Annotated in this window: 6 protein-coding genes; 3 read left to right on the top strand and 3 right to left on the bottom strand. The window is 48.7% G+C overall.

Annotation, left to right across the window (positions count from 1 at the left end):
* The first annotated feature begins 305 nt into the window (after window positions 1–305).
* On the top strand, window positions 306–2,186 hold the full coding sequence (locus tag ABW391_RS25690) for a CocE/NonD family hydrolase (protein WP_353484769.1): 1,881 nt from the start codon (window positions 306–308) through the stop codon (window positions 2,184–2,186).
* A gap of 266 nt (window positions 2,187–2,452) precedes the next feature.
* On the opposite strand, the gene ABW391_RS25685 is transcribed toward ABW391_RS25690, so the two are convergent.
* Window positions 2,453–4,858, bottom strand: a complete 2,406-nt coding sequence (locus ABW391_RS25685; protein ID WP_353484768.1) for an ABC transporter permease — start codon at window positions 4,856–4,858, stop codon at window positions 2,453–2,455.
* Between the two features lie 314 nt (window positions 4,859–5,172).
* Entirely contained in the window at window positions 5,173–5,439 is a 267-nt protein-coding gene (locus tag ABW391_RS25680) for a helix-turn-helix transcriptional regulator (RefSeq protein ID WP_353484767.1), read from the bottom strand.
* A gap of 203 nt (window positions 5,440–5,642) precedes the next feature.
* On the opposite strand from ABW391_RS25680, the gene ABW391_RS25675 reads away from it, so the two are divergent.
* Window positions 5,643–6,962: a zinc-dependent metalloprotease gene (locus ABW391_RS25675; protein WP_353484766.1), complete on the top strand. Its 1,320-nt coding sequence runs from the start codon at window positions 5,643–5,645 to the stop codon at window positions 6,960–6,962.
* 33 nt (window positions 6,963–6,995) lie between these two features.
* Entirely contained in the window at window positions 6,996–13,550 is a 6,555-nt protein-coding gene (locus tag ABW391_RS25670) for an RHS repeat domain-containing protein (RefSeq protein ID WP_353484765.1), read from the top strand.
* Between the two features lie 405 nt (window positions 13,551–13,955).
* On the opposite strand, the gene ABW391_RS25665 is transcribed toward ABW391_RS25670, so the two are convergent.
* The coding region (locus ABW391_RS25665; protein WP_353484764.1) for a transposase at window positions 13,956–14,274 on the bottom strand (319 nt) is incomplete at its 5' end.

Below are 14,274 nucleotides of genomic sequence, written 5' to 3'. Positions count from 1 at the left end.
GCTGTTTTTTTCAGCAACGAAATCAATCTCCAGTTTTTGCCAGTCCCCCGTAAAGCACATAAAATACAATACATTTTCATTGCATTCAAAATTATATCAAAAAATTGCCTAAGTTTTCATTATAATCAAAACATTCACTTTTTTTTATTTCCGTTCCTTACCTCTAATCTGCCTCAAAGCATGTGCCAAAGCCAACGCAAAAGCACAGCGCACCTCTCACCAAAAATTACCCCTACTCACCAACCAAAAAAACACAGCAACACATAAAAAATTGCACGTATTTTCACCTTCCAAAAGCCTTAACCATGAAAAACATCTACCTGTTGCTCCTGTTGGCCATTTCCACTCAGGCCATCTGTCAAAATGCCGATTCGGTATGGATTGTCAACAACTACACCAAGAAAGAAGTAACCATTCCGATGCGGGATGGCATCAAGCTCTTTACCTCCATTTACATTCCCAAAGACAATCAGGAAAAGCACCCCATCCTGCTGAGCCGTACGCCTTATTCCTGTGCGCCTTACGGCGAAAAGGCATTTGCATCGGTTTGGAACGGCTACCTGAAAAACTACTTCCGCGAAGGCTACATCATGGTGACCCAGGATGTGCGCGGCCGCTGGATGAGCGAAGGAGAATACGTCAATATCCGCCCCTTTAATCCCAATAAAAAGGGAACCGAAATTGACGAAGCAAGCGATTCCTACGATGCCATCGATTGGCTGATCAAAAACCTGCCCAACAACAACGGCAATGTAGGGGTATTCGGCATTTCCTATCCCGGTTTTTATTCCACCATGGCCGCCGCCAGCAATCACCCGGCATTGAAGGCGGTGAGCCCGCAGGCACCGGTGACCAACTGGTTCATCGGCGACGACTTTCACCACAATGGCGCTTTTTTCCAACTGGATGCCTTCGGGTTTTATTCCGGTTTTGGGCAACCCCGCCCCAAACCCACCACGGTTGGGCCCAAAGAGTTCAATTACAGCAGCCACGACAACTACAAATTTCACCTGGAAGCAGGCAACCTGAAAAACTTGTCGAAATTCATGGGCGACAGCATCGCTTTCTGGAAAGAACTCATGGTGCACCCCAATTACGACGCCTGGTGGAAAGCCAGAGATGCCCGCAATGCCACCAAAAGCCTACAACCCGCCATGCTTTGGGTAGGAGGATTGTTCGATGCCGAGGATTGCTGGGGCGCCTGGAATGCCTACCTGGCTGCCGAGCAAAACAACCCTGGCAAGGCATTCAACAAAATTGTAGAAGGCCCCTGGTACCACGGGCAATGGGCCAGCAACGATGGTACGCATTTGGGCAACGTCCAGTTTGGCAGCAATACCTCCACCTGGTACCAGCAAAACATCGAAATCCCTTTCTTCAATTATTTCCTGAAAGGCAAAGGCGATGTGTCGAAAATTGCCGAAGCCAGCGTGTTCATCAGCGGAGCCAACGAATGGAAAACCTTCAATCAATGGCCACCCGTTGGTAAAACCGACCAAGCCATGTACCTGCAAGCCGATGGAAAACTGGGATGGAACAAACCCGTTGCAGCCCAAGGTTTCAGCGAGTACCTCAGCGATCCCGCTAAGCCCGTGCCTTACACCGAGGATGTGCACTTCAACCGCAGCAGAACCTACATGACCGATGATCAGCGTTTTGCAGCACGCAGGCCAGATGTGTTGGTTTTCCAAACCGAAACCCTTACGGAAGATGTGACCATCGCCGGGAATGTGGTCGCAGACATCATGACCAGTATTTCTACCACCGATGCCGATTTTGTGGTGAAAATAATTGATGTCTTCCCCGACGATCTCGGGTACAATGCCGTCAACATTTATGCCGAAGAGGATGCTGCGAAAATTTACCCAATGGGTGGTTATCAGATGTTGGTGAGGGGAGAAATATTCCGTGGCCGCTTCCGAAAGAGTTTCGAAACCCCATCGGCCTTTGTGCCCGGTAAAGTAGAACAGGTGAAGTTCGAATTGCCCTCCCTTGCCCATGCCTTCAAAAAAGGCCACCGCATCATGGTGCAAATCCAAAGCAGTTGGTTTCCTCTGGCCGACCGCAACCCACAGCAATTCATCGACATTTACAACTGCAGCAACAAGGATTTTGTGAAAAGCAACATCAAAGTTTACCACAACAATCAGTTTGCTTCGAAGATTGTGCTGCCGGTTTTGAAGTAGGGATTTGCCAGATTTTACGCACATTACACAATATGAACTAGCCCTGAAAGGGCGACATCACCTCAAGAATGGGCGTTGCCCATTCTAAGCTGCGAATAGATCTGTTAAACTACGAAGCCCTGAAAGGGCGGCATCATCAATCCGAGTGATGTCACCCTTTCAGGGCTGGTAGTACGAACACAGGCACCTGTCAGATCGAAAGGGCATTGCCCTTTCTTAAAAATATACCGCCCTTTCAGGGCTAGCTGGATGCATAATTGAATTACTCACTCGCTGCGCAGCGACTTCACCGGATTGGCCAGAGCAGCCTTCACACTCTGCAATCCGATTAAGAGCGCAGTAACCAAAGCCATTCCCAGTAGGGACAATGCAAAAACCAAAGGGGATAATTCGATGTGGGAAGCATAATTTTCCAGCCAGCTGCTTAGCAAATACCACGCAATCGGACAAGCTACGATCCCCGCAATCAATAAGATGAGCAGGAATTCCCGCATAAATAGCCCGATGATGCCCAAGACCGAGGCACCCAAGACCTTGCGTACCCCCACCTCTTTTTCCCGCCGCTGCAGGTTGAGCGATACCAGGCCCAACACCCCCAGCAATGCAATCAGCAAAGCCAGGGCACTTGCCGCATAGGCCGATCTTTTCATCTGCAATTCCGCAGCATAAATTTTTGCCAGGATCGCGTCCATAAACGTGTACTCAAACGCACTGCCGGGCATTAGTTCTATCCATTTTTTTTGGAGTGCGGCCATCTGCTCACTGATACCCTCTGGGGCAATTTTAAAGGAAAGATAACGGTACAAAACACTGCCTTTTAACGAAAACACCACCATCGGCTGGATCGGGGCAGCCATAGAGCCAAAGTGAAAATCCCGCAGCACCCCTTTGATGGTGTACAACGTTGGATCTCCAGGGATGCGCAAAGTTTGGCCGATGGCCGATCCAGCATCCGGGAAACCGATGGCTAATGCCGCACGTTCGTTCAGCACAACTTTGGTGTAATTGATGCCATTTTGATTGAAGTATTCCCCGGCCAGTAGCGAAATCTGGTAAGTATCGAGGTAATTCTCGTCAGTGGTCAGTTGTTGACAAACAACGGCAGTGGTGGAATCTGTACCCGCTCGGTAGACGGGCGGTTGGCCATTGTTGTTGCCGTTGGGAATTTCAAAAGAGAGCGAGGCGCTGCGCACCCCCGGCAATTTGGCCATTTCGTCGCGCACAGTCATCATTTTGCGCAGGCCCTCCGGCGTCCAATCGCGGGGCACCTGTGCAGACACGACGAACTCCGTGTTGTAGCCGATGTTTTTGCCAAAAAAATGCTTGACTTGTGCTGCCACAACCAGCGCCGCAATGATGACCAAATTGGCGATTCCAAATTGGAAACCGACCAGGTATTTGCGCAGTTGTAAGCTTTTATTGGTCGTACCGAGCTTTCCTTTCAAAGACTCGACCGTGCGCATTGAGGACAGAAAGAGTGCCGGGTACAAGCCCGCCAGGAGGCCAACCACAAGCACCAAAGCGAAGGGCAAGAAGGCAAACGCTGCGGGGAACGTCATTAGTCCAGGCAGCCTTTTACCCACGATCTGCTCAAAAGGGATCTGAGCAAGTGGGTACGACAAAAACGCAAGTACTGTGGCCACAGCCACCAGGACTAAGGATTCAGACAGAAACTGAAGCGCCAATTGTTGTTTCAAGCCGCCCAGTGCCTTGCGTACCCCGATTTCGCGAATGCGCGAACCCGATCGCCCGATCGCCAGGTTGATGAAGTTGAAAATGGCCATGAACAGGATGAACACCCCCACCGACGAAAGAGTGAACAACATCCGCCTGACCAGAGCCTTGTTTTTTTGGAGATGATAATCCTGCAAGGCAACAGGGCGCACCCTCAGGTTTTCCTTTTCAAAATCGGCAGCCTCTTGCTGGATGAGTCGCTGGATGGGTTTTTCCATATCGGCGGCAGTCACCCCGGGCTGTAATTCGAGGTAAGTGGGGTAAATGATGTTGTTCCAATCGTTTACCTCTCGATCGAAAAAATAGCGTGCGGTGCTGAACGACACAAATAAGGCGCTGGTTTCGTTGCCAAGCAATTGAGTGACGGAGTTTTCTGGAGGCTGCCGCAATACACCCGTGATGAGGAACTCGCGGCCACCACCGGTAAAATTGTTGATGCGAAGGGTTTGGCCAACTACATCGGTTTTTCCAAAATATTTGACTGCTTTTTCTGCGGTGATCACCACCGAATAAGGCCTAGTCAAGGCGCTCTGCGGATCACCGTAGAGCAGTTCAAAACCGAACATGACAAGCAAAGTGCTGTCCCCAATTTGGATGCTTTCTCGAAATACCTTATCCCCCTTTGCAACTTCTGACATGATGCCATCCCAGCGGTAGTAATTGGCCACCAACTGTGGGTAAGCCTCCTTCAAACGTTGTCCCAAAGGCCCCGCACAGGTAAAGTCCAAGCCGATGTTGGGGTTTTTCCAGATGCTGGTCAACAGATATTGCCGATCGGCATGGCGCAGGTGTTGGTTCACTTGCAACTCGCCCCAAACGTGGGCTGCGATCAGCAAGGCAAACAGGATGCCCGCCCACAATCCGAGTACATTGAGGGCGGAATAAAACCCGTTTTTGCGGATGTTGCGGAAGGCGAGTTTGAGGTGATTTTGGAACATGGAATGTTTTGGTTTAAAAATAGCAATCTTGGTGAATATTGGGCAACTTGTTGGAGTATATTGGGAAAAAGAGGTTGAATTGAATACACAGAGTGATGCTTGCTGATGCGCAAAAGTTTGAAGCGATTACTGATGTTTTGCAGATGATTCCAATAATCAGAGCAGTTTACTGAAGCCAGGTTATAGTAATACAAACCAGTGTCCTCCGGTTTTCGAATCAAGCGGGTATTTTATAGATCGTGTTATTATTTCCTATTTATCCATTTCTCATCTCTTCCAGCATCTTCCGGATGCCTTGCATCTCGCTCAATACCTCACCCAATTGGGAGGCTTGTCCTGGAGTTTCTTTTCCAAATTGTTGAAAATTCGGGGGGGGGCACATTATTTGTTTCGGTTATGGAGGAAATAGGCACATCCAAAATTTTGGCAATTGTGTCTATTTGGTCCAATCGAAAACTTTTGTGGCCGTTCTCCAGCTTGTTGTACCAGGCCATGGAAATGCCCAGTTCGCTGGCGAGGTATTGCTGGGTATAGTTTCTGGAGATGCGAATGCGTTTGATGTTGTTCAGTATCCAGTGCATCAGGTTCGGTTTTGGGTTGGGAATAAAGTGATTATGCTTCCAAAAATAACAAACTAATTTCAAATGCACAATGCTTTTTACGGAATGCCGGGATTTTTTTACTGAACTTGAACCTATAGTTCATATGCTATGAACTCCCAGGTGGGGTACTCTCCAAAATACGTCTGATCTTTACCGCTGCAAACAAAACCCGAGCATTGCCTATGAAATCATTGCCTCACTTAAGCCTCCTGGTCTGTGTATTGCTGCTGCAAACGCTCCATGCCCAAACCCCCAATCGAATTTACCGCCAATATGCCACACAGGAAGTAATGGCGAGACTGGAGAAGGAAAATCCCCAATACCTTGCCTCCCAAAGCGCCATTGAACGCTTCCTTTACTCCGACAAGTTCAAGGTGGAATCCAAGAAATTAACCATTCCGGTGGTATTCCACATCCTATACAACGCAGGAGAGGTATGTCCCAGTCCTGAAGAAATCAATGCCCAATTGGCGGCCTTAAACCGCGATTTTGGAGAAGCTGACCCGGTGGTAAAGTCAGAAAGGTATGGCTACACCGAAGGTAAATTCGACAAAAAACTGGGCAAACTCGGCCTCAGCTTCTGTTTGGCCGAGCCACCTAAAGACTTCAAAAAAGAGTTTGCGATCCGCTACGTTCCCACCTCACGCAAAGAGTGGAGCAGCAACGATTCCATCAAATACAACAAAGCTGCTGGTGCCGATGCCTGGGATACCGAACGCTACCTCAATATCTGGGTAGGCAAACTCGCTGACGATAAAGCAGGTTGGGCGCAAATGCCCGGAGGCAACAAAGCAACCGACGGCATCGTGATCGACTACAAATTCATTGGCGTAGGCGCTCGGCTAAATCCTGCCGAATATGCGGGCGGCAAAACCCTCACCCACTTGGTGGGTACTTACCTGGGGGTACATGAATTGTGGAACGAACGCATCCCTTGCGCCGATGATTATGTGGAAGATACTCCGATCCACAATGCACCCAACTATGGAGTCAGCTATTACCAACAGATCAGCATGTGCGACCGCCAAAGTATAGAGATGACCATGAACTTTATGGACAACTCGGATGACGAACAGCTCATCATGTTTACCGAAGGCCAAAAAGCCCGCATGTTGGCCGTTTTGGCCAAAGAAGGGCCACGGGGTAAACTCGGAGACGGTACCTCTTCCTGTAGCAAAAGCAATAATGTACTGGAACCGATTGCCTTGGAGGCCATTGAAACCAAGGCTTCAATTCCTCAAAACGAAACCTCAGTCAAGGTGTTTCCCAACCCGGTCAAAGGGCAGCTCAGCATTGAGTTTACGGCCAGCTCGCCACAAGGCCAGTACCAAACCTTGCTGTATGACCAGCTTGGTCGCATCGTTTTCCAAAACAATGGCAATCATGCCGGATCTCAACGCTATGTGGTAGACTGCTCCAAACAGCCTGCCGGGGTCTATTTCATCCACGTGGTGATAGATGGCAAACGCTTTAGCGACAAATTGATCATCTCTCAACAGTAAACCTTTCCCCCAATTCCCCAAAATTGAATCCTTATGTTGCGTCAATATCTCTTTACCATTTTCAATGTTTTGGTGCTTGGTGCTATTGCCTGGACACAGCCCACCAATTCATTTATCAAAAATGGGGTTTTGCCTGCTCCCAATGCTGCGGCCCTGGGAAAGTACACCGATATTCCGGTAAGTTACCACACGGGTGTACCCAATATCTCCGTTCCCATTCATACCGTGAGTAGCGGCCCTTTGTCTGTTCCGATTGGCTTGAGCTACCATTCTTCGGGAATTAAAATAGCCGAAACGGCTTCCTGGGTGGGCCTGGGTTGGGCATTGGACGCAGGAGGGATGGTGACCAGGCAGGTGGTGGGCAAAGAAGATGACCAGGGCTATTATTTGGGGTACAATGCCGGGCTAGAAACTACTTTTTCAGGACTTTCGGTCAATTATGCTACAACCTATTTAAGTTGCGCCGGAGATAATGGCTGCTCCATTATTGAGTCTGCTCAAAGCACTGCGGCTACTTCCATTGAAAACGGAGCCATCGATGCAGAACCCGATGTTTTTTCATTCAATTTTGCTGGATATGGTGGCAAATTCGTTTTCGATAAATTCCAAAATGCAGTTTTAATCCCTCAGCAAGACCTAAAAATCGAAGTAGGAACTACCACTGGTAGCGTTTTTAGCCGCTTCACCATTACTACGCCTGACGGAACACGTTACCATTTCGGCAGTACTCCGGGAGGGACAGAAAACAATACCGAACAAACCAACCTCAGCACCTCAAGTCCCAATGGCTATAAGACCTCCTGGTTTTTAACGCGGATAGAATCGCACGATGGAAAATTTCAGATCAATTTTCAATACGCAACTGAAGTAACGACCTATCGACAACCAGGATCTTGCACCTATTCAGACAACGTAGCACTAAGTTCGGCGAATACGGCCTACGATTGCTCAGGTGGAACCGATGATGGTTTTCATTACTATCAGCAAATGGATGCTTCAGGCAAGCGCTTGACCGGAATCACAAGCTCCACTGGAACCGAAACCGTAACCTTCGTGGCGAATACGCTCAGAGATGATGTAGGTTCGGCCAAAAGGTTGGATGAGATTCAAATATCCACAGGGCAAACACCGAACCTCTTTCAGAAAAAAATAGTCTTTTCCTATGATTACATTACGGATGGAACAGGCATAGCCCAGGCTGAAAGAAAGCGATTGCGGCTCACCCAGGTGCAGGAGATGAGTCAAGATGGTGTGACAAATGTTGTTCCACCTTATGTTTTTACCTACAATGGCAATACGCTGCCAAGTAGGCTTGCAAGGGCAATTGACCATTGGGGATTTCACAATGGGGCAACTGGTAACGAAAGTCAAATCACCCTTAATATTCCTCCAACAACCTACCAAAGGAACGGAATCAGTACCATTTATGGCAATGCCAATCGAGAATCCAACGAAACGGCCATGCTTCAGGGAATGTTGACCAAAATTACTTACCCGACAGGCGGTTTTGCTGAGTTTACTTTTGAAGGCAACCGGATTACCAAGTATGCCTCCTCTGCTCCCTCCCGAACCTATTTGGCAGGTACGCCTATCCAAAACTGTACCTCTACTTCAACTGCCTTGTGTTGTAGTGCCCAAAGCTTTAGCCCTACCGCAAGTTTTACTGCCCCACAGTTGAGCACAGGCAAAATGGGGATGAAGCTGTATCCTCTTTCCCCTACTCCAGGTAGTACAGGATGCGTACTTCCCTATACCAATGCCTCTATTACGGTTAATGTGTACAACAACACAACGAATGCTTTTATTACCTCTAGAGGTTTCAATTTGACGCGTACGGCTACCACTGCCATGCCAGTGGTAGATTCGCTCATTTTACCGTTGAGCGACTTGAATCTGCAAAGTGGAGTTACCTATCGGTTCACCGTAAGCCTGATCAATGGGAGAGGTGTTTTGTATTTTTTTACAGAAACTGCCAACCCCAATACTCCTGTTGACCGGATTGTAGGCGGATTGCGCATCAAGCAAATCCGCTTGAACGATGGCATTGCAACCAGCAATGATGTGTACAAATCCTATAAATATGTATCAGAAGTTTCTGCCAGCGAAAGCAGCGGGGTAATGATTTTTGAACCCAAGTACGGAGGTATTGTCCAAACTGGTCAATCCACCTCCTTCATTGCCTATGCTTCCAGTATTACGCCATTGGGCGACTTTAATGGCTATCATGTCACCTACAAAAGGGTAGTAGAAGAATACAATGCAACTGGCGCAGCTTTGGCAAAAGGGAAAACCGTTTACGAATACACGACCAATACCTTTGACCTGGGCATGATCATCGTCGGCGACCAAGGTCCCTATTCCGCGCCAGTGGCCTACAGCAACACTGCTGGATTTCAGGAAGCTACGCGCGCCTACGACAACAGCGGATACCAGGCCTCCAATTCAGTCTCCACCCGCAATCCAGAGAATTATTCCTTTAAGGCAGGCTTGAATTTGAGGGTACGCAAAGCCCGGGTGTTGCAACCTTCTGGCAGCAATTTGTACATTATGTTTGTCACCCATTACGGCATCCGCACCTCTCCATTCAGTCGCCTCCAAAGCGTCACCGAAACCCGCGACGGCGTTTCTACCACCAGCAATTACACTTACGATTCCCAAAATCGCTTTCTGGCACCTACCCTGACTGCCTTCACCAACAGCAATGGGGTAGTGACCAATACCAAAAGCACCTTTGTCCATGACCTGGCCACGAGCCCACTGCGCACCAAACTGCTAAATCTCAACCTGATTGGTGCTCCCATCAAAACCGTAGTCTATATCGGAGCAGACACCATTGATGGCACCAAAATGGACTACAGCCTATACGACATCAACGGCTACCCCACCACTACCGACAATGCCAGCCATTATCCTTACCCCTGGAAGCACCACCGTTACGAAGCCACCTTTACCAATACCGGAACGATTGCAGCGGGGGCAGCCTGGGTACTCAAAGGCACACTGGATCGCATCAACATCATGAATGGCCTGCCCTGGGAGTTTACGGTGGCCAACTGGCCTAAGGAAACTTACGAATGGGAAACCAACGGCCTGGTCAAAAAACGCACTTATCAGAATTTTGTCTGGCAGTACAGTTATTTTACCAATACCCGTCTGGTCAAAAGCATCACCAACATCGATGGGCAGGTAGTGAACTACACCTACGACCAACTCCAGCGCCTCAAAACCACTTCGGCTAGAGCGGGCAACCTGGTCACCACCTACGATTACGCTTACCGCACCAGCACCTACTTGTACAATACCGTCAAATCCACTACGGCCCTCACGGCTGTAAGCGGCAGCAGTTTGGTGTCCAAAGCCACGGCCCAACTGCTCGATGGCCTGGGACGCCCCATTGAAGACATCAAAATCCAGCACAACCCCACCAAGGGACAAGATGGCGCCACCAGCAGCGCCACCGATGTGGTGAACCATTACTTGTACGACACCCAGGGGCGCATGTACGGCCAAAGCTTACCCTTTGTGAGTTCCAATACCAATGGCACTTACTTTGCCCCGCCCGTTGGCACCAAGTACACCCAAAGCACCTTTGAAGCCTCACCGCTCAGCCGCACCCTCACGGTAACGCCCCCCGACTGGTATGCCATTACCTCGGCCTATGGCACCAATGCCGCCAGCGAAGTGCTGATTCCGGGCAGCAGCTCAACTTACTTTGCCGCAGGCACGCTGTACAAAACCACCGTAACCGACCCCGACAACCGCGTGAGCATCAGCTATACCGACAAAAAAGGCCGCCTGATCCTCAAGCGCCAAACCGATACTGGCAACACCAGCCCTGCTGATACCTACTACCAGTACGACAACAAAGACCGGGTGATTCGGGTGATGCCCCCTAGCGTAGCTGCGGCCACCACCGATCTGGTGTTTGCCTACCAGTACGATGCGCGCGACCGCATGACCCGCAAAAAAGTACCCGACATGGGCAGCATCAGCATGCGCTACAACCTGCGGGATCAATTGGTGTTTGTGCAAGACAGCATGCAACTGGGACAAGCCCGTTGCCTGGGTACTACTTACGATGCTTATGGCCGCCCCAGCCAAAGTGGCTTCGTAGCGGGCTTTCCCGCCAATGCCGATGCCGCCTTTACCTTCAGTGAAGTGCTGAGCAAAACCTGGTACGACGGTTTTGATGGCAGCACCCAACTCAGCCTGACCACCAACCCTCAATACCAGGGCAAGGTGCGCAAAAGCGAAACCAAAATCCTGGACGCCAGCAACACCTGGCTGTACAACGTGATCGATTATGACACCCACGGGCGCAGTACCGCCATCAATGGCAACAACCACCTGAACCCTACGGTAACCAACGCCGAAGCCCTGAGCATGAGCTACGACTGGGCCGATAACGCCCTGGCCGAAACCCGCACCCATACCCCCGGCGCAGCAGGTGCTACTGGTGCCTTCAGCATCCAGAATACCTATACTTACGATCATGCGGGGCGGCGCACCAACTTCCTGACCACCATCGGGGGCATCGGCCAACACATCGCCGAATACAACTACAACCACCGCGATGAACTGGTAGAGAAAAACCTGCACGCCAACCAGGTGGCCAGTGTATGGGGCTGGCTGCAAAGTGTAGACTTCAGCTACAATGCACAGGGCTGGCTCAGCAGTATAAACGGCTGGAGCACCAGCGCCACCGTAAACACTCCGGCACTGTGTACCCCGGCCATGCCCAACCCGGCCTCGCCCGCCCGCACGTTTTACAACGATGCCAACGACCTCTTTTACATGGACATCCGCTACGACCAGCCCTTCACCGGCATCTCTGGCCTGACCGCAGCACCCGCCCAAAAAGCGGGCAACATCAGCCAGATCGCCTCTCGGGTACGCGGTCGCGAAGCCCAGATTATGTCCTACTCCTACGACTACCTCAGCCGCCTGAGCAGCTCCACCTTTCACAACTACTCCGACGCGGGCGTGATCTCTGGCACCAACAACTACAACGAAAACCTTACCTACGACCTGCGCGGCAACATCCAAACCCTGCAACGCACGGGCTTCTACACCAATGGCAGCACCTGCACCTACGGCCAGATCGACAACCTGACTTACAGCTATACCGCCAATACCAACCGCCTGCACAAGGTGCTGGATGGTACGCTCACCGCTGGCGATGCCAAATCTCGTGGCTTCAACGGCCTGCTCTCCACCGTAGACAACTCCATGACCTACGACCGCAACGGCAACCTGAACAAAAATCTACACAAAAATGTCAGCACCATAACCTACAATCACTTAAATTTGCCGACAGTGATCACGTTCACTACGGGGAATACCATCGAGTTTTTGTACGACGCTGCGGGTACCAAGCTGCGCAAAACCGTCAAAGTAGCCGCTACGGTGCAATACATCCAGGACTACCTGCCCGGCGGCATCGAATACCGCCAGACGGGTACGGGAGTAAAAAGAGTAGAAAGCGTCTTCCACGCCGAAGGCCGCTACTACAATACCAATGTGGATGTGTCGAGTACCCTCGCCTGGCGCAAGGAATACAACATGAAAGACCACTTGGGGAATACGCGGCTGGTCTTCACGGATCGGAATGCGAATGGGGTAGTGGACATCACGGGGACGGCGAGTACAAGTGATGTTTTGCAGGAGAATCACTACTATGCATTTGGGCTGGCGTTTGAGGGGGCTTGGTTGCAGAATGATGTGACTGCCAGGGATAATGCTTACCAGTACAATGGGAAGGAACTGAATAGCGACTTTGGGCTGGGCTGGAATGATTATGGGGCTAGGTGGTATGATGCGGGGATTGGAAGATTTACTACATCGGATAGATTTGCAGAGAAATATTTTCCATTTACTCCTTATGGATATGCTGTTAATAACCCAGTTCGATATGTTGATATAAATGGCGATTCAATTGATGTTTTTGCTCCTAATGGATCACATTTATATACTGTAAAAGACGGAAAAAAAGAAGCTACTGGTTTATATTTTCAAAATCAGTCGACGGATAAAAATGGAAATACAACGTATTCAAATTCAATAGAATTTTCCTATAATGACGCTGATTTAGATCGTTCTGAGGCATTGCGGGGGAAATATAAATTTCAAGTTGTTAGTGATTCTGATATCTCAAAAGCAATGAAAAAAAGTGGTGTAGATAATACATCAGAAAATAAATGGGACTATGCTTATAGACAAAGTAGACCTTCAAAGGGCGGTTCGAAATCAAGAGAGGGGAAAATGGACTTTTGGGGCACGTATAATTTATACGAAATCCAAGGTGATGTTTTGTATATCACCACTAGTGCCCTAAGTGGAACCATCTGTTACAATGGAATGGATTATGGCAACTATCTTTGGGGACAGGCAATGAGAAGGTTAGGCTTTACTGAAGACATAGTAACAAATGGGGCGCATTTCAACAATGCTTTTTTTGGAAGGGGAGATAATAATTATGAATGGCAATTATTAGATGCTGCGGCTGATCAAAGGGCTATTAAAAGTGGATACCACCACTTTAATGTACAAAAAAAGCAACTTTATAACCTCCCCACTCATTTTTACTAAAACTAAATCTATGTGATTGCAATTCAAAAACCGCATAGAGATAATTTTAATATATACCTCGCGAAGTGAGGTTTTGTGCAAATTGTTTCAGTGAAATTCTGTAAAATCAGGTTTTTTAAACCATATTTGCACAAAACCTGAGTCCGCACAGTATAAAAAATTTCCCTGATTATGTTTGCCTCTCGAATAGGGTTTATCATGTTTGGGGCTAAAATCTGACAATTTGAATGATCCCACTTACTCATATCCGTTTTTGTGTAAATTATTTTTTGGTTTCAAGTGCGAATACCTTAAAAAGACTCTAAGTTGATGATTATTAAAAGTTAATGCAAGTTTTTTTCAATAAACAATTGGTTATTAATTGTTTAGAAATTATAACTTGAAATTTTAATTGGGCATTATACCTCACGCCGCCAAGTTTTGTGCATTGTCAAAAAGCTGAAAATTGAGAGTAAGCCTAGATTTGAGCTGTTTTTTGAGGTCATTTTGATGCAGTTGATTCAAAAAGCCGACAATCGCGTTTTGGAATGAAGCGGCATCGGGGTAATAGTTACTAGAGCAAACCTCAGCCTTGACAAACTTCCATAATCGCTCAATCAGGTTCAAATTCGGGGAATAAGGAGGCAGGAAGACTAAGTTGATATTGAGTTGTTCAGCGGTAGTCATCACTAATTTACAATGTTGATAGCGCGCATTATCCAACACAATATAGATTGGTTTGCCT

Origin of the sequence: Haliscomenobacter sp. (assembly GCF_040403615.1) — a bacterium.
In the GTDB taxonomy this organism is placed as follows: Bacteria; Bacteroidota; Bacteroidia; order Chitinophagales; family Saprospiraceae; genus Haliscomenobacter.
Note: the sequence above shows the minus strand (reverse complement) of the source record. Positions and strands in the feature narration are given on the sequence as shown.

Coding starts and splice junctions, on each gene's coding strand:
- ABW391_RS25690 (WP_353484769.1), top strand. CDS start 306: ATGAAAAACATCTACCTGTTGCTCCTGTTGGCCATTTCCACTCAGGCC.
- ABW391_RS25685 (WP_353484768.1), bottom strand. CDS start 4,858: ATGTTCCAAAATCACCTCAAACTCGCCTTCCGCAACATCCGCAAAAAC.
- ABW391_RS25680 (WP_353484767.1), bottom strand. CDS start 5,439: ATGCACTGGATACTGAACAACATCAAACGCATTCGCATCTCCAGAAAC.
- ABW391_RS25675 (WP_353484766.1), top strand. CDS start 5,643: ATGAAATCATTGCCTCACTTAAGCCTCCTGGTCTGTGTATTGCTGCTG.
- ABW391_RS25670 (WP_353484765.1), top strand. CDS start 6,996: ATGTTGCGTCAATATCTCTTTACCATTTTCAATGTTTTGGTGCTTGGT.